Here is a 16,636-nt window from a genome sequence, read left to right on the forward strand (position 1 = left end):
CGCAGACCCCTTTCCGATTTCTTGATCAACGAACTATAGGCGCATTCCGGACGAGCATGTCGCCCACCGGCGTCCGGGCGTACAGGACGCGGCGGCCGAGCCGGTGCCCGGTGACGAGGCCGCAGTCGCGCAGCACCGCCAGATGCTGGCTGACGGCGCCGGGGGTCACCCCGAGCCGCCGCGCCAGGTCGGTCGTCGATGCGGGCGCGCCGAGGGCGGTGAGCAGGTCGGCGCGGCGGCGCCCGACCAGCGCGGCGAGCGCGCCGGGGCGGGAGGCGCGCGGCGCCTCCCACAGCGTCGCGACGCCGTTCGGCGGGTAGCTGAGCATCGCCTGGTACGGCGGCACCATGACCGACACCCCCGGCCAGACGAAGGCGCTCGGGACGAGCAGCAGGCCGCGCCCGCCGAGCCCGCCCCGGAAGCGCCAGCGGCGGTCGATCACCAGGGTTCCGGCCCGCCACGCGACGGCCTCGTGCAGGTCGCCGAACACCGCGGCGACGCCCGCGGTGGCGAGGGCGCCCGTGCGGCGCAGCACGTCTCCCTCCAGGAGGTCGCGGACGCGCGGCCAGAAGGGTTCCACGGCCGCCTCCCAGTAGCGCTCCAGCAGGCCGGCCACCAGAGCGAGCGTGCGCTCCGGGGCGTCCGCCATCGCCGCCGCTCCGGGCGACAGGAGGGGGTCGATCAGGCGGACCTCGGTGGCGACCACGCCGGGCGGGGTCGCCCGGACGATGCCCAGTTCGGCGGCGAAGTCCGGGAGGGGTGTCTCCGGCGGCGGGGTGAGGAAGTCCGGGATGTACCCGCCCGGGGGGACGAGCGCGTGCAGCGGCCCGAGATCGAGGCCGCGCAGCCGGGGCCGGACGGCCCGCACCCACGGCAGGTGCAGCGCGTGGCCCGAGGGGTCGGCGAGGACGCGCAGGCTCCGCACCAGCTCCCACAGCGGGGAGAACGCGAACCGCACGCGCGCCGCGTCGTCCGGGGCGAAGACGAACTCGATCATTTAGTCCAGACTAAATGATTCGTGCCCTCCTGGGCCTTCCCGGACCATCGTGGGATGACCGCCGTCGCCGATACCCCGTCCGCCGGACGGGTCGCCGCGTTCCTGCGCCCCCGCGTCGGCGGGTTCCCGCGGCCGTTCTGGGTGCTGTGGGCGGGCACGCTCCTCAACCGGCTCGGCACGATGGTGCAGCCGTTCCTCGGCCTGTACCTCACCACCGCCCGGGGGCTGTCGCTCACGGAGGCGGGCGTGGTCATGGCCGTCCTCGGCGCCGGCTCGTTCGCCGGGCAGATCGCCGGCGGGTGGCTCGCCGACCGGATCGGCCGCCGGGCCACGCTGACGCTCGCGACCGTCGGCACCGGCACCGCGATGCTCGGCCTCGGCCACGCCCGGGGCCTGCCCGCGATCCTCGCGGCGGCCGTGCTGCTCGGCCTGCTGCTCGACATGTACCGCCCGGCGGCGCAGGCGATGGTCGCCGACCTGGTCTCCCCCGCCGACCGGCCGCGCGCGTTCGGGCTGCTGTTCTGGGCGATCAACCTCGGCTGGGCCGTCGCGATGGTGCTCGGCGGGACGCTCGCCCGGCACGGCTTCCTCTGGCTGTTCTGGATCGACGCGCTCAGCTGCGCGGCGTTCGGCGTCCTGGTCTGGCGGGCCGTGCCGGAGACCCGGGCGCCGGCCGACGGGCCCGCGGCCGGCGGGGGCTTCGCGGACGTCCTGCGCGACCGCGTCATGGTCGCCTACGTGCTGATCACCCTCGTGTACACGTTCGTGCTGATGCAGGCCATGACGACGATGCCGCTCGCCATGGGGGCGGACGGCCTCACCGCCCGGGACTACGGCCTCGCCATCGCCGCCAACGGCGTCATGATCGTCCTGGTGCAGCCGCTCGTGAACGCGTGGCTGAGCCACCGCGACCACAGCCGGGTGATGGCCGCCGGGTTCGCCCTCGTCGGCGCGGGCCACCTCGCCACGCTGCTCGCGTCGTCCCTCGCCGGGTACACGGCGGCGATCCTGGTCTGGACGGCCGGCGAGATCACGGCGGCGGCCGTCCTGCAGGCCGTGGTCGCCGACCTCGCCCCGGCCCATCTGCGCGGCCGGTACAACGGCGTCTACGGCATGGCCTGGTCCGGCGCGTTCCTGCTGGCGCCGCTCGGCGGCACCTGGCTGCTCGGCCACGGCGGCCCGCCCGCGCTGTGGGTGACGTCGGGCACCCTCGGCCTGGCGGCCGCAGCCGCTCAGCTGGCGCTGGCCCCGGCGATCCGGCGGCGCTCACTTCTCGTCAGAATGACGAAACCTCTCCCGGGGAACTAGGCTGGACGCGTGGCACAGCTCAGGATCGCTCTCGCGCAGGTGGACCCGACCGTCGGCGACCTCGCCGGCAACGCCGACCTCATCGTGGAATGGACGAGGCGGGCCGCCGACGCCGGCGCGCACCTCGTCGCCTTCCCCGAGATGATGCTGACCGGCTACCCGGTCGAGGACCTGGCGCTGCGCGCGTCGTTCGTCCAGGCGTCCCAGCGCGCCCTGGAGGACACCGCCCGGCGCCTCGCCGACGAGGGACTCGGCGGCATCGCGGTCGTCACCGGCCACCTCGACCGCCGCACGGTCGGCCTCGTCCGCTCCGGCCAGCCCGCCGGATCCCCGCTGAACGCCGCCGCGTGGCTGCACGGCGGCGAGGTCGTGGTGCGCTCCGCGAAGCACCACCTGCCCAACTACGGGGTGTTCGACGAGTACCGGATCTTCGTCCGCGGCGACCGGCTCCCCGTCGTCCGCCTGCACGGGGTCGACGTCGCCACCGCCGTCTGCGAGGACCTCTGGCAGGACGGCGGGCCCGTCAGCGTCACGGGAACCGCGGGCGCGGGCCTGCTGCTCGTCCTGAACGCGTCCCCGTACGAGTGCGAGAAGGACGACGTCCGCCTCGCCCTGTGCGCCGAGCGCGCCCGCGAGGCCGGCTGCGCCCTCGCCTACGTCAACATGGTCGGCGGCCAGGACGAGCTCGTCTTCGACGGCGACTCCCTCATCGTCGGCCCGGACGGCTCCGTCCTCGCCCGCGCGCCCCAGTTCGCCGAGCACCTCCTCGTCGCCGACCTGGCCCTGCCCGCCGCCGACCCCGCGACCGGCCCCGGCCGCACCCCCGTCGACGCGCTCGACGGCACCACGATCACGATCGACCGCCACACCCTCTCCGCCGACCCGGTGCCCGCCTACGCGGTCGCCCCCCAGGCCGTCGCCGAACCCCTGGACGACCTCGCCGGCGTGTACGCGGCCCTGGTCCTCGGCACCCGCGACTACGTCCGCAAGAACGGCTTCCGCTCGGTCATCCTCGGCCTGTCCGGCGGCATCGACTCCGCGCTCGTCACGACCATCGCCTCGGACGCGATCGGCCCCGAGAACGTCCACGTCGTGATGCTTCCGAGCCGCTACTCCTCGGAAGGCTCGGTCACCGACGCCGAGGAGCTCGTCAAGCGCCAGGGCGTCGCGTCCCGAGTCGTCCCCATCGGCCCCATGGTCGACGCGTTCGAGGCGCACCTCGACCTGCACGGCCTCGCCGCCGAGAACCTCCAGGCCCGCGTCCGCGCCAACGTCTGGATGGCGCTCTCCAACGAGGAGGGCCACCTCGTCCTCACCGGCGGCAACAAGAGCGAGCTGGCCACCGGCTACTCCACCCTCTACGGCGACTCCGCGGGCGGCTTCGGCCCCATCAAGGACGTCACGAAGACGATGGTCTGGAACCTCGCCCGCTGGCGGAACGCCCAGGTCGGCGCGGACCTGCCCTTCCTGCACCCGTTCGACCGCGAGCCGATCCCCGAGGAGATCATCACCAAGGAGCCATCGGCCGAGCTCCGCCCCGGCCAGCGCGACAGCGACTCGCTCCCGCCCTACTCCGTCCTGGACCCGCTCCTCACCGACTACGTGGAGCGCGACCGGGGCCACGACGCCCTCATCGCCGCGGGCCACGACCCCGCCCTGGTCGAGCGCGTGATCCGCCTGGTCGACCTGGCCGAGTACAAGCGCCGCCAGTACCCCCCGGGCCCCAAGATCACCCCGAAGAACTTCGGCCGGGACCGCCGCGTCCCCATCACGAACGCCTGGCGGGAATAGTCCCGAAGCACGCCGCAAGGCATGCCCCCGGCTTGGGCCGACGTCCCAGCCGTCAACGACCGGAACCGTCGCGATCGCGAGCGAAGCCGGATTCGAGCGGAGCAAGAATCCGATCGCGCAGCGAGCCCCTGGGCGAGCCGGAGCGATGCAGCGATCGCACGCAGTGCCCGTAGAAGGAAGGCGCTCAGCGCCTGACGCCAAGGGGACTGCACATCGACACAGCGTCATCCCCGGTGGTGCGACTCCCCCGGCCAGTTGGACTCCGTCTCGGCGGCGGGGTCGGGGTCGACGCCGGGGATGGTCTGCTCGCACCAGACGACCTTGCCCGCGGCGGTGCGGCGGGTGCCCCAGCGGTGGGCGAGCTGGCTCACCACGAAGAGCCCCCGGCCGTTCTCGTCGTCGTCCGCGGCGTGGCGGAGGCGCGGGAGGGCGGCGGAGCGGTCCAGGACCTCGCAGACGAGCGTGCGCTCCAGGAGGAGTCGCAGCTCCACGCCGCCGGGCGCGTAGCGGAGGGCGTTCGTGATGAGCTCCGACGCCAGCAGCTCGGTGGTGTAGGCCAGGTCGTCCAGGCCCCACTCGGCCAGGCGGGCGCGGACGAGGCCGCGGGCGCGGCGGACGGCCGCCGGCTCCGACGGCAGCGCCCACGAGGCGCAGCGGTCGTCGGGCAGGCGGCGCAGGCGCGCGATGAGGACGGCGATGTCGTCGCGGTGGTGGTCGCCGTAGACCCCCGCGAGGGTGGCCTTGGCCATGTCCTCCATGGGCCGGGTGGCGATGTCGGCGCCGAAGATCCCGCGCAGGCGCTCCAGGCCGTCGTCGATGTCGCGGCCGCGGTTCTCGACGAGGCCGTCGGTGTAGATGACGAAGACGCTGCCGTCCTCGACGCTGAACTCCCGGCTCTCGATCGAGGCGCCGCCCGCGACGCCGAGCGGCGGGGCGGGCGGGATCTCCAGGTAGCCGCCGTCTCCGGCGGGACCGACCAGCAGCGGCGGGAGATGGCCCGCGGACGCGATCTCGATCGTGCCGGACGTGGCGTCGTACACGGCGTAGACGCACGTGGCGAAGTGGGGCTCCTGCTCGCCGAGCTCGATCATCAGCTCGTGCATGACGTGCAGCGCGTCGGCGGGCGGCAGCTCGAGGTTGGCCAGCGTGTGCAGCGCGGTGCGCAGGCGGCCCATGGTGACGGCGGCCTTGACGCCGTGGCCGGCGACGTCGCCGACGATGAGGGCGACGCGGGCGCCGGGCAGGGCGATCGACTCGTACCAGTCGCCGCCGACCTCGACGAGCTTGCTGCCCGGCAGGTAGCGGTGCCTGACCTCGACCGGGGACGGCGCGGTCAGGCGGTTCGGCAGCAGGCTGCGCTGGAGGGCGAGCGCGGTCGCGCGCTCGCGGCTGAAGCGGCGGGCGTTGTCGATGACGATCGCGGCGCGGGAGGCGAACTCCATGCCGATCTCGACGTCGTAGGCGTCGAAGCGCCGGAAGCCGGGGATGCGGGTGCAGGCGATGAAGCCGAGAAGGGTGTCGTGGGCGATGAGCGGCAGCAGCACCATCGACACGTCGCTGAGCAGGTCGCCCGCGGGGCCGCGGCGCCAGCGGCTCGCGATGTCGCCGGCGGCGCCGCCGTCGACGTGCGGCAGGTGGACCGGACGCGCCGTCTCCAGCACTTCGCGGTAGGGGGTGCCCTCCGGGTAGACGAGGACCTCGCCGACCGGGAACGTCGCGGTCCACATGGGGTCGCCGTCGTCGGAGGTGACGGCGAGGCGGCGCAGCACCGCGCCGCCGGACTCGGTGTGGACCTCGTCGGCGGCGACGAGGCTCTCCAGCACGAGGACGGACGCGGCGGTGCAGTAGTGCGGCACGACCACGTCGACGAGGCCGCGGGCGGTCTGGTCGAGGTCGAGGGAGGCGCCGAACCGGGTGAGCGGGTCGTCCATGAGGGCGCGGCGCATGAGGGCCGGGTCCTGGTAGCGCTCGCTCGGCGGCAGCGCCACCCGGACGAACAGCAGCCCGGCGGCGGCGCCGGTGCCGCCGACCATGGGCTGGGCGGTCACGACGGCGTCGCAGGGGGCGCGGCCGCCGCCGCGGGCGACGGCGAGCACGGCGGTGCGCTCCTGCCCGGCGGCGAACGCCTCGAGGAGGGTCTCGAGCTCGGCCTTGGCCTCGTCCACGACGAGGCCGGCGGCGGGGCCGCCGATGAGCTCCCGCGGCTCGCGGCCGAGGACGGTCCACACGTTGGGCCCGCACTGGACGATCAGCCCCGCCGCGTCCACGCCCACGACGAGCAGGCGGGCCGCGGAATCGGTGGCCGGCGCATCGCCTTGCGGCGCCATCACGGATCTCACCTGACGCGCTCCCAGAACAGCCGGTCGTCCTCCCACTCCCAGCGACAGTATGGGGCATCGCCCGTGATCCGGGAGAGAAGATCGCACTTACCGTCTGACTTGGCGGACGATGTCCGTTTCATTCGGTGGCGATCCCGCGCAACAGGGTGTCCACGACGGTGTCGGCGTAGCCGTCCGGCAGCTCTTCCATGGGCGTCTTGGTGGCCAGCGAGCCGACGATCATCGAGATCGCGACGTCGACGTCCAGGTCGGCGCGGACCTCGCCGCGCTCGATCCCGCGCCGCAGCACTGCGCGGATCACCGCGCGGCGCGGCTCGATGACGACCTGGCGGTAGCGCGCGTACAGCTCGGGGTGCTTCTCGGCGCCGCCGACGACGTTCCAGAAGCACCGCGCGTGCTTCCGGCCGCGCTCGTCCCGCATCGTCCGCGCGATCGCGAGGAGGTCGTCGCGGACGGACGCGCCGGCCGGGTCGTGCAGCGGCGTCTTCACGGCGGCGAGCGCCTCGACGATCAGGCCCTCCTTGTTGGGCCAGCGGCGGTAGATGGTGGTCTTGCCGACGCCGGCCCGCGCCGCGACCGCCTCGATCGAGACGCCCGCGACCCCGGACTCGGCGGCGAGCAGGTCCAGCGTCGCCTCGATGATCGCCTTCTCGGCCCGCTCGCTGCGGGGGCGCCCGGGCGTGCGGGCCGTCGCTCTGGTCATGGCAGGGTCACGGTCTCATACCTTCGCGGTCTCCTGCGCCGCGGGCTCCGCGGCGGGCGCCGCCCCGGCGAGGGGCCCGGTACGGCCGGGCATCCACTTCAGGACGACCATGGCTCCGAGGAAAGCGACGACCGCGGCGGCGACCGACGCGGTGTGCATGGCGTGCACGAACGCGGTGTCGGCGGCGCGGGCGAGGGCGGGCCCGGCGGCGCCCATCCGGTCCGCGACGGCGTGCGCCCCCGCGATGGACTCGCCGGCGGCCTCGCGGGCGCCGGCGGGCAGGGCGGCGAGGCGGCCGTGCAGCTCGTCCCGGTAGATCGAGGCGATGACGGAACCGAGCACCGCGACGCCCATCGCGACCGCGACCTGACGGGCGGTGTTGTTGATCGCCGACCCGGCGCCGGCCTTCTCGCGGGGCAGCGCGGACATGACCGCCTCGGTGGCGGGCGGCATGACGTTGGCCATCCCGGCGCCCTGCACGAAGAAGATCACGCCGAGCACCCACAGCGGGGTGTCGGTGCCGACGAACCGGTACCCGGCGAGCGCGGCGCACACGAGCAGCAGCCCGGTGGTGCAGACGGCCTTGGCGCCGAACCGGCGCACCATCGCGGCGCTGCGCGGCGAGAACAGCAGCTGGGCCGCCGCGAACGGCAGCAGCATCGCGCCGGACGCCAGCGCGGACAGGTCCCGGACGGACTGCATGTAGAAGTTGGTGAAGAAGAACACGCCGGCGGCGGCGAAGAAGCAGAGGGCGATGGCGGCCACGGACGCCGACATCCGTGGGTCCCGGAACAGCCGGACGTCGAACGCCGGGGAGTCGGTGCGGGCCTCGTGCCAGGCGAACAGGGCCAGCAGGGCGATCCCGCCCGCGATGGATCCGAGGACGACGGGGGCCGCCCAGTCGCCCGTCTCCCCGCCCCGGATGATCCCGTAGGACAGGGCGATGAGGCCGGCGATCGACAGCAGGACGCCGGCGGGGTCCAGCCGTCCGGGCGCGGGGTTGCGGGACTCGGGGACGAGCCGCACCATCAGGACGATCCCGGCGGTGATGATCGGGACGTTGATCAGGAAGACGGAGCCCCACCAGAAGTGGGCGAGCAGCAGCCCGCCGGTGATGGGGCCGACGGCGACGGCGATGCCGACGGCGCCCGCCCAGATGCCGATGGCGCGGGGGCGCTCCTGCGGCTCGAACACGTTCGTGATGATCGACAGCGTCTGCGGCATGATCGCCGCGCCGCCGAGGCCCATCAGGGCGCGGGCCCAGATCAGCTGCTCGGGGGTCTGCGAGTAGGCGGAGGCGAGCGAGGCGGCGGCGAACACCGCCATGCCGCCGACGAGGACGCGCTTGCGGCCGAACCGGTCGCCGATGACGCCGAAGGTGAACAGCAGCCCGGCGAACACGAGCGTGTAGGAGTTGATCGACCACTCCAGCTCGCTCTGCGTCGCGCCCAGCCCCTGCTCCGGGTCGGCGATCGTCTTGAGCGCCACGTTGAGGATCGTGTTGTCGAGCACGACGACGAGCAGGCTCATGGTCAGCACGCCGAGGATGTACCAGCGGCGGCGGTGGATGGTCTGTGGGTGCACGGAGCTCCTCGGGGGAATGTCGTGCGATACGGGAACGTTTCGTAAATCAGCGTAGAGCCGGGTTAAGCGATACGCAACCGTATCGTTTCGTAAATACCCCCCTGCCGCGTCCGGCCCCGAGATCGGGAATCGCCGGGGGTATCCGAATCGTTCCGGAAGTGGCACCATCGGATCCGTCCGGGTACGCCGCCGTGGCGCCTCGAGACCGGAGGTTCGCATGACTTCATCAGCCGCGTCCGCACAGCCGACCGCACTCTACGGCGGTACGGGAGGACGGCGCGTCACCGTGCGCGACATCGCCGCCGCCAAGGAGCGGCGCGAGAAGTGGCCCATGCTCACCGCGTACGACGCCACCACCGCGCGCGTCCTCGACCAGGCCGGGATCCCGGTCCTGCTCGTCGGCGACTCCGCCGCGATGGTCGTCTACGGCTACGACTCCACGATCCCCGTGACGGTCGACGACCTCATCCCGCTCACCGCCGCCGTCGTCCGCGGCTCCAAGCGCGCCATGGTCGTCGCCGACCTCCCGTTCGGCTCCTACCAGGCGAGCGTGGAGGAGGGCCTGCGCACCGCGACCCGCTTCCTCAAGGAGACCGGCGCCCACGCCGTCAAGCTCGAGGGCGGGCGCCGCGTCCTGCCGCAGGCCGAGGCGATGGTCGCGGCCGGCATCCCGGTGATGGGCCACCTCGGCCTCACCCCGCAGTCGGTGAACGTCTTCGGCGGCTACCGCGTGCAGGGCCGCGGCCAGGCCGGCGACGAGCTGATGGCGGACGCCAAGGCCCTCGAGGCCGCCGGCGCCTTCGCCGTCGTCCTCGAATGCGTCCCGGAGGACCTCGCCGCCCGCGTCACCGCGTCACTGTCGATCCCCACGATCGGCATCGGCGCCGGCAGCGGGACGGACGCGCAGGTCCTCGTCTGGCAGGACATGGCGGGCCTCACCCCGCACGTCGCCAAGTTCGTCAAGAAGTACGCCGACCTCGACACCCAGCTCGGCGACGCGGCCCGCCGGTTCGCCGAAGAGGTCGCCGGCGGCGTCTACCCCGCGCCGGAGCACTCCTACCGCTGATCACCTGTCCGGGTCGGCGCGGGCGAGCTCGGGAGCGGGCTCGCCCGTCCGGCCGTTGCGGGGCGCGGGGACGCCGCGCGGGCGGCCGTCGGCGGTGATCTCGTCGCGGAGGGTGTCGACGGCCGAGCGCAGGACGTCCGGTCCCGCCACGTTCATCAGGAGCAGGCCGAGGTTCAGCGCCATCTGGCCGTCGGTCATCTCGCTGCCCGCCAGGGCGTCGACGGCCGTGCGGAGGTCGGCCTGGTCCTCGGCGGAGACGTTCTGGAGCAGGCCGAGGCAGTAGGTCGGCAGGGCGAGGCGCGACTTCGCGAACGACACGCCCCGCATGATCTCGCCCGCCTCGTGGGCGCGGGTCTTGGCCTGCATCCGGTCGACGCCCCGGTCGGCGGCGGCCAGCAGCGACGTCAGCAGCGTGCTGGGGCCGACCGCGACGTCCTCGTCGCCGACCCGGACGGTGAAGATCGCGCTGCGGAACACCATCATCGAGCCGAGGCTCGCGACGAGCACCTGCGTCGCTGCCACCACGTCCTTCGACTGGACGCCGAACCTCCAGTCGAACGTGTGCAGCATGAGCAGCGACCCGGCGCCCGCGCCACCGTTGATCAGCACGTACGCCCAGGTGCTCGGCACCCGCACCAGCGTGGTCGGACGGTCGCGGTAGCGGCTGACCAGCTCGGCGATGCCGACGAGGCAGCTCAGCGAGACCGTGACCAGGTACCCGATCATCCGGTGCCGCTCGTCACGCCGGGCCGTCCGCCAGCCGGACGATCTCGTCGACCTCCCGCTCGACCCGGACCAGCCCGCGGTCGCGCAGGGTCTCGACGGCGTCGGCGACCTCGAGCAGGCCCAGCCGGGTGCCGCGCCTGAGCTGCTCCAGCGACAGCGGGGACCGCGCGTCGCGCAGCCGCCCGAGGACACGACGGCACGCGTCCTCGGCACCGGACGCGGCCTGGACGGAGATGTCCGGACGGGCCCGGTGCCCGTCCTCGGACCGGCCCGGGGGCCGCAGGAAACTGCTCCACGGATCGGCGGATCGGATCTGTCTCATCTTCACCTGCCCTGTCGGCTTCCGATCCTAATCGGACGCGCCGGAGGCGGCCACCGCTCCGCGCGCGGCGGAGAAATCCCTCACCCGTCCGTGAGGCTCCTAGACATCCGTGATCCGAATACCGGCGTGCGCCTTGTAGCGGCGGTTCATCGAGATGAGGTTCGCGGTGAAAGCCTCGACCTGGTGGGCGTTGTGCAGGCGGCCGCCGTAGACGCCGCGCATGCCGGGGATGCGGCCGGCGAGCGCCTGGACGAGGTCGGTCGCCTCGCGGTCGTCGCCGAGGACGAGGACGTCCAGCTCCATCGCGTCGACCTCGGGGTCGAGCAGCAGCTTCGCGGACACGTGGTGGAACGCGGCGACGACCCGGCTGTCCGGCAGGACGGCGGCGGCCTGCTGGGCGGCGCTGCCCTCCTCGACCGTCAGCGCGAAGGCGCCCTTGCCCTTCTCGAAGCCGAGCGGGTTGACGCAGTCCACGACGATCTTCCCGGCGAGCTCGGCCCGCAGCGACTCCAGGGTGGCCTTGTGGCCGTCCCACGGCACGGCGACGACGACGACGTCGGCGCCGCTCGCGGCCACGGGGTTCTCCGCCCCGGACACCGGCAGGCCGGCGCCGAGGTCCGCGGCCGCCTCCTGCGCCCGGTCCGCCTTCCGCGACCCGATGACGACGCGGTGGCCGGCCAGCGCGAACCGGCGGGCGAGGCCCTTGCCCTGGTCACCGGTGCCGCCGAGGATGCCGATGGTGAGGCCGCTCACGTCCGGCAGGTCGTAGGGGGTCTTCTGCTGTTCGGTCATGCCGCCGAGTCTGCCAGGCCGGTGTCGGCGCCCTGCCGACCGGCCCCGTCCCGCCGGAACGCGCATGCGCGGGGCCGGGCGTGCGGCACCATGGGGGCGTGCAGGCCGAGCAGATCACGATGTTGCGCGAGGTGCTCGCGGCCACCGGCTGGCTGGAGCGGACCGACGCGTTCGGCCGGGCGCTGCGCGCGACGTCCCGCACCCCCGGCGGGCTGCTGCTGGTCGGGACGCCCGCGGGCGACCCCTGGCATCTGGCCGCCCATCTGGACGACGAGAGCCGGCTCGGCGGCGCGCCGGGCCTCGCGCCGACGCTGGTGCGCTGGTCGCCGCCGCCGGGCGGGCCGCCGCACCTGCGGGTCGGGCTGGAGCGGCTGGAGGCGGCGGCGCGCGGCGAGACGCTGTTCGTGGTCGCCGAGGAGGGGGCGCCCGCCCCGCTGCTGGAGCGGGTGGACGACGCGCGCCGGGTCGGCGCGACCGTCCTGGCGCTGGAGTCCGGCGACCGGGAGCTGCGGGGGCTGGCGCACGAGGCGCTGAGCGTCCCGCCGGACGAGCCGCTGGTGTCGTTCGACGGCGCGCAGCACCTGGTGAGCGCCGCCGCGGGGGCGGAGCCGGGCTCGTCCCGGCGCGGCCTGCGGGCCCGCCTCGCGCGCTTCCTGGACGCGGTCAGCGGCCCCGCCGTGACCGACTGAGCGGGGGCCTCAGTCCGCGTCCTGCGCCCGCCACGCCTCGTTGCGCTCGCGCGCCAGGGCCAGCGCGTCCGACGCGTCGGCCTGCGAGCCGTAGGGGCCCATCCGGTCCTTGTTCGGGCAGCCCGCGCCGTGCTCGGCCTTCATGTGCTTGAGGCAGAACCACCAGTCGCCGCCGCCCTGTGAGCCGCTGTCCACCACCGGCACTCCTTTCGATCGCCGGGTCACGAGGGGGTCGTGCCCCGATCCCGCTGACTACACTCTTCCACCATGACGACCCAGCTCCTCCGGCCCGGCAACATCTCCCCCACGCGGAAGGTTCCCGCCCACATCCCGCGCCCGGAGTACGTCGGGAAGAAGCGTCCGAAGACGGGCGAACCCGACGTGAAGTCCCCGGAGACCATCGAGCTGATGCGGGTGGCGGGACGGATCGCCGGACAGGCGCTCCGGGAGGTGGGGTCGCACGTCCGTCCCGGGATCACGACGGACGAGCTCGACCGGATCGGGCACGAGTTCCTCCTCGACCACGACGCCTACCCGTCCACGCTGGGGTACCGGGGCTATCCGAAGTCGCTGTGCACCTCGATCAACGAGGTGATCTGCCACGGCATCCCGGACGACACGGTGCTGCGGGACGGCGACATCGTCAACGTCGACATCACCGCGTTCATCGGCGGTGTGCACGGCGACACCGACGCGACGTTCCTGTGCGGGGACGTCGACGAGGAGTCGCGGCTGCTGGTGGAGCGCACCCGCGAGGCGATGGATCGGGGCATCCGCGCGGTGAAGCCAGGCCGGGCGCTGAACGTGGTGGGCCGCGTCATCGAGTCGTACGCGAAGCGGTTCGGGTACGGGGTGGTGCGCGACTTCACCGGCCACGGGATCGGGACGACGTTCCACTCGGGCCTGGTCGTGCCGCACTACGACGACCCGAACGCGACCACGGTCATCGAGCCGGGGATGACGTTCACGATCGAGCCGATGCTGACGCTCGGCACGCACGAGTACGACATGTGGGACGACGGCTGGACGGTCGTCACCAAGGACCGCAGGCGGACGGCCCAGTTCGAGCACACGATCCTGGTGACGGACGACGGCCATGAGATCCTCACCCTGCCGTGAGCACGATGCCGATCTAGAGCCCGATTCGCCCTACACCTGCCGGGAGAGTCGCTGGATATGAACGCGCCGGCGCCGTACGAGCCGAGGGTCCCCTCCGACAGCATGCCGCCCGGCCGGGCGGCGCTGAGCGTGACCTGGGCGGCGCTGCCGTTCCTCACGCTCGGCTACGCCACCCCCTTCACGTTCGCGGCGGCCGCGTTGTGGCGGCGCAGCGCGCACCTGCTGGTGTCGGCCGCCGCCTACATCGGGGTCTTCGCGGGGGTGCTGTACCTGCTGCCCGGCATCGGGGAGCGGGACGGCACCGAGGGCACGGTCGGGATCCTGCTGTTCATCCTCGCGGTCATCGGGTGCGGCCACGCGTTCCTCATCCGCCGCCGCGTCTTCGACCCGCACGGCCTGTCGGGCGTCGACAACGACGCCGTGGTGGAGCGGGTGCGGCGGCAGCGGCTGCTGCGCGACAAGGCCCGCGAGCTCGCCGCGTCCGATCCGAGGCTCGCCAGGGAGCTCCGGATCGGACGGCCCGACCTGCCGCGCGAGTACAACGACGGCGGCCTCGTCGACGTGAACCACGCGCCGGCGGAGGCGCTCACGCTGCTGCCCGGCATCACGCCCGAGCTGGCGCTGCGGATCGAGCGGGTGCGCGCGGAGACGGGCGGTTTCGTGTCGCCCGAGGAGCTGTCCGCGCTGGCCGGGCTGCCGCCCGCGCTGACCTCCGACATCGCCGACCACGCCGTGTTCATCCGCTGAACCGAACACCACCTCTTCCCCGTCAAAAGGACACAACACCCGCATCGGCGCGTCTTCTCTGAAAACGATCATTTGCGGGCTAGAGTCCCGGCGATGCGATCATTTCGGCCGATCGCTCCGGAAGGGCGGAACCGCGCTTGACATCCTCCCTGCCCTCAAGGGCGGGGATTCCCTTGGTCGCCCTCGGGTGTTCCTGTTTCACCGCCGACCGCCCCGTCCGGGAGGAGTCCCGTTGAGGTCTTACACCGGCTCCGCAGGCGGACACCGCCAGCCCGGCGGCCAGAATGTTGCGCGCCGCGTTCACGTCACGGTCGTGGACGGCGCCGCACCGGCACGTCCACGCGCGTACGTTCAGCGGCATCTCCTCAGCGAGCGCGCCGCACGCCGAGCAGGTCTTGGACGAGGGGAACCAGCGGTCGATCACCACCAGGTCCCGGCCGTACCAGCCGGCCTTGTACTCCAGCATCCTCCGCAGCTCCCGCCAGGCCGCGTCACTGATCGAGCGGGCCAGCGAGTGGTTCTTGACCATGTTGCCGACGGGCAGGTCCTCGATCACGAGCGTTTGGTTCTCACGCACGAGCCGAGTCGACAGTTTATGCAGGTGATCCCGGCGCCGGTCGGCGATCCGGGCATGGATGCGAGCCACCTTGAGGCGGGCCTTGGCCCGGTTCGCCGACCCCTTCTCCTTACGCGCCAGATTCCGCTGCGCGCGGGCGAGCCGTTCCCGGTCGGCGCGTTCGTGCCGGGGGTTGGTCACCTTCTCCCCGGTCGGCAGCGTCACCAGGTGGTTCAGGCCGGCGTCGATACCGACCGCGTTCCCGGTCGCGGGGAAGGGTTCGATGGTGTCCTGGCAGAGCAGGGACACCCACCAGCGGCCCGCGCTGTCGCGCGACACCGTCACCGTGGACGGGGCCTGCCCGCCGGGCAGCGGCCGCGACCACACGATGTCCAGCGGCTCGGCCATCTTCGCCAGCGTGAGCCGCCCCTCCCTCCACCGGAACGCCGAGGGGGTGAACTCCGCCGACGCCCGCGACTTGCGCTTGGACTTGAACCGCGGGTAGCGGGCGCGCTTGTCGAAGAACGCGGTGAACGCGGCCTGCAAGTGCCGCAGCGTCTGCTGCAGCGGCACGCAGGAGACCTCGTTGAGGAAGGCCAGGTCCTCGGTCTTCTTCCACGCGGTCAGCATCGCGCTGGTGGCGTTGTAACCCACCCGCTCTTGGTGCTGAGACCACGCCATGCTGCGGGCTTCCAGGGCCAGGTTGTAGACCTTGCGCACACACCCGAACGTCCGGTTCAGCAGATCCGCCTGCTCCCGGGTCGGGTAGAAGCGGCACTTGAACGCCCGCTGCACACGCCTGGTCACACCCGGCAAGATAGCACACCTGTTCGACCCGGGACCTGGTTTCCCAAGATACACCGCCGGTCCGCCCCGGCCGGCGAACCGGCCACCCTGACCTGCTCCGCAGGAGTTCCGTTTCCTCCCCTGCCTGCAGGCAGGGGTATCCACGGAAGGAAATAGTCTGATGATGGGACGGACGCACGCGCTCAGCGGCGCGCTCGCGTGGCTGGCCGCGGTACCGGTGATCGCGCAGGAGCGGCTGATCGGCGAGTTCGCGGTGGACCTGTCCGTGGAGCAGATCGCGGCGGGCGCGGTCGTCACCGCGGGCGCGGCGATCCTGCCGGACATCGACCACCACAACGGCCGCATCGCGAACACCTTCGGCCCGATCACCAAGCACATGTGCAAGTGGGTCTGCAAGCTGTCGGGCGGGCATCGGCAGGCGACCCACTCGATCCTGTTCGCCATCGGCATCGCCCTGGCCATGGACCTGCTCGCGACCCATGTCGTGTACGCCTGGTGGGCCTGCCTCTTCATGATCGTCGGCTTGGGGCTGCGGGGCGTCGGCCTCGACTTCGAGGGCAAGGAGCCCCAGTCGGCCCTCGCCGACTGCGCGCTCGCGCTCATCGCCGTCTGGCTGATGCACGACCTCGACATGAGCTTCGTGGGGTTCGCGATCGGGCTCGGCTGCCTCGCCCACGTCGCCGGCGACTGCCTCACGCCCCGGGGGTGCCCCGTGTTCTGGCCGATGAAATGGCGGACCAGCGTCCCGGTCATCCCGCGGACCGACGGGAAGGTCGAGCGCTGGATCGTCATGCCGGTGCTCAGCCTCGGGATCGCCATCCTCGCCGTCCGGTCCGTGCTCGGCGACGTCACCACGACCTGGCTCACCAAAGGCTGATCACGGCCGCAGATCGTCGAATTCCGCACAGCTCAGCGGCCGGGGACGCGGTTCCCGCGCACCACGACCCGCCGGACGCCGGGCAGCGCCTCCGCCGTGCAGGCGACCTGGGCCAGGGCCGTCCGCGTCCAGTCCTTCCGCTCGCCGGTCACGTCGACGACCAGCGTCGAGCCGCCGGTCGGCCGCACCACGCAGCCCGCGACGGTGAGCACG

General features: G+C 73.0%; 17 protein-coding genes. 7 read left to right on the plus strand and 10 right to left on the minus strand.

All coding sequences use genetic code 11. From position 1 onward, the window contains the following. Nucleotides 1-25 precede the first annotated feature (25 nt). Complete coding sequence (locus tag IE99_RS0101810) at nucleotides 26-997, minus strand: ArsR/SmtB family transcription factor (RefSeq protein WP_030145103.1); 972 nt, start codon at nucleotides 995-997, stop codon at nucleotides 26-28. Between the two features lie 54 nt (nucleotides 998-1,051). Here IE99_RS0101810 and IE99_RS0101815 point away from each other — a divergent pair, with 54 nt between their 5' ends. Together IE99_RS0101815 and IE99_RS0101820 are read left to right on the plus strand one after the other, a co-directional pair. Next, entirely contained in the window at nucleotides 1,052-2,305 is a 1,254-nt protein-coding gene (locus IE99_RS0101815; RefSeq protein WP_051711785.1) for an MDR family MFS transporter, read from the plus strand. Nucleotides 2,306-2,314: 9 nt separating this feature from the next. Further along, nucleotides 2,315-4,096, plus strand: coding sequence for an NAD+ synthase (locus IE99_RS0101820; protein ID WP_030145105.1), 1,782 nt, complete (start codon nucleotides 2,315-2,317; stop codon nucleotides 4,094-4,096). Between the two features lie 224 nt (nucleotides 4,097-4,320). Here IE99_RS0101820 and IE99_RS0101825 read toward each other — a convergent pair whose 3' ends face one another. The 3 genes from IE99_RS0101825 to IE99_RS0101835 all read right to left on the minus strand — a co-directional run bounded on the left by IE99_RS0101825 (nucleotide 4,321) and on the right by IE99_RS0101835 (nucleotide 8,722). Further along, nucleotides 4,321-6,423, minus strand: coding sequence for an ATP-binding SpoIIE family protein phosphatase (locus IE99_RS0101825; protein ID WP_030145106.1), 2,103 nt, complete (start codon nucleotides 6,421-6,423; stop codon nucleotides 4,321-4,323). 130 nt (nucleotides 6,424-6,553) lie between these two features. Then, nucleotides 6,554-7,138, minus strand: coding sequence for a TetR/AcrR family transcriptional regulator (locus IE99_RS0101830; protein ID WP_030145107.1), 585 nt, complete (start codon nucleotides 7,136-7,138; stop codon nucleotides 6,554-6,556). A gap of 15 nt (nucleotides 7,139-7,153) precedes the next feature. Next, a complete protein-coding gene (locus tag IE99_RS0101835; RefSeq protein ID WP_030145108.1) occupies nucleotides 7,154-8,722 on the minus strand; it encodes an MFS transporter in 1,569 nt (522 codons plus the stop codon). Nucleotides 8,723-8,939: 217 nt separating this feature from the next. Between IE99_RS0101835 and panB the strand changes: the two genes are divergently transcribed. Next, complete coding sequence (panB, locus tag IE99_RS0101840; protein ID WP_030145109.1) at nucleotides 8,940-9,788, plus strand: 3-methyl-2-oxobutanoate hydroxymethyltransferase; 849 nt, start codon at nucleotides 8,940-8,942, stop codon at nucleotides 9,786-9,788. Here panB and IE99_RS0101845 read toward each other — a convergent pair whose 3' ends face one another. The 3 genes from IE99_RS0101845 to npdG form a co-directional block, all read right to left on the minus strand. Further along, nucleotides 9,789-10,514, minus strand: a complete 726-nt coding sequence (locus tag IE99_RS0101845; RefSeq protein WP_030145110.1) for a hypothetical protein — start codon at nucleotides 10,512-10,514, stop codon at nucleotides 9,789-9,791. 13 nt (nucleotides 10,515-10,527) lie between these two features. Then, nucleotides 10,528-10,836: a hypothetical protein gene (locus IE99_RS0101850; protein ID WP_157609964.1), complete on the minus strand. Its 309-nt coding sequence runs from the start codon at nucleotides 10,834-10,836 to the stop codon at nucleotides 10,528-10,530. Between the two features lie 99 nt (nucleotides 10,837-10,935). Beyond that, on the minus strand, nucleotides 10,936-11,628 hold the full coding sequence (npdG, locus tag IE99_RS0101855; RefSeq protein WP_030145112.1) for an NADPH-dependent F420 reductase: 693 nt from the start codon (nucleotides 11,626-11,628) through the stop codon (nucleotides 10,936-10,938). Nucleotides 11,629-11,747: 119 nt separating this feature from the next. Here npdG and IE99_RS0101860 point away from each other — a divergent pair, with 119 nt between their 5' ends. Next, on the plus strand, nucleotides 11,748-12,317 hold the full coding sequence (locus IE99_RS0101860; protein ID WP_030145113.1) for a hypothetical protein: 570 nt from the start codon (nucleotides 11,748-11,750) through the stop codon (nucleotides 12,315-12,317). Between the two features lie 9 nt (nucleotides 12,318-12,326). Here the strand turns inward: IE99_RS0101860 and IE99_RS0101865 are convergent, their stop codons facing one another. Continuing rightward, nucleotides 12,327-12,512, minus strand: coding sequence for a hypothetical protein (locus IE99_RS0101865; protein WP_037558527.1), 186 nt, complete (start codon nucleotides 12,510-12,512; stop codon nucleotides 12,327-12,329). 72 nt (nucleotides 12,513-12,584) lie between these two features. Here IE99_RS0101865 and map point away from each other — a divergent pair, with 72 nt between their 5' ends. After that, complete coding sequence (map, locus tag IE99_RS0101870; protein WP_030145115.1) at nucleotides 12,585-13,436, plus strand: type I methionyl aminopeptidase; 852 nt, start codon at nucleotides 12,585-12,587, stop codon at nucleotides 13,434-13,436. A 57-nt stretch (nucleotides 13,437-13,493) separates the two neighbouring features. After that, nucleotides 13,494-14,183 carry a ComEA family DNA-binding protein gene (locus tag IE99_RS0101875; protein WP_030145116.1) on the plus strand — a complete coding sequence of 230 codons (690 nt, stop codon included), beginning with the start codon at nucleotides 13,494-13,496 and terminating at the stop codon, nucleotides 14,181-14,183. A 79-nt stretch (nucleotides 14,184-14,262) separates the two neighbouring features. Here the strand turns inward: IE99_RS0101875 and IE99_RS0101880 are convergent, their stop codons facing one another. Beyond that, entirely contained in the window at nucleotides 14,263-15,534 is a 1,272-nt protein-coding gene (locus tag IE99_RS0101880; protein ID WP_425423787.1) for an RNA-guided endonuclease InsQ/TnpB family protein, read from the minus strand. A gap of 172 nt (nucleotides 15,535-15,706) precedes the next feature. Here IE99_RS0101880 and IE99_RS0101885 point away from each other — a divergent pair, with 172 nt between their 5' ends. Next, a complete protein-coding gene (locus tag IE99_RS0101885) occupies nucleotides 15,707-16,423 on the plus strand; it encodes a metal-dependent hydrolase (RefSeq protein ID WP_030145118.1) in 717 nt (238 codons plus the stop codon). 32 nt (nucleotides 16,424-16,455) lie between these two features. Here the strand turns inward: IE99_RS0101885 and IE99_RS0101890 are convergent, their stop codons facing one another. After that, entirely contained in the window at nucleotides 16,456-16,635 is a 180-nt protein-coding gene (locus IE99_RS0101890) for a hypothetical protein (protein ID WP_030145119.1), read from the minus strand. Between the last annotated feature and the right edge of the window lies 1 nt (nucleotide 16,636).

Source organism: Spirillospora albida (assembly GCF_000718255.1).
In the GTDB taxonomy this organism is placed as follows: Bacteria; Actinomycetota; Actinomycetes; order Streptosporangiales; family Streptosporangiaceae; genus Spirillospora; species Spirillospora albida.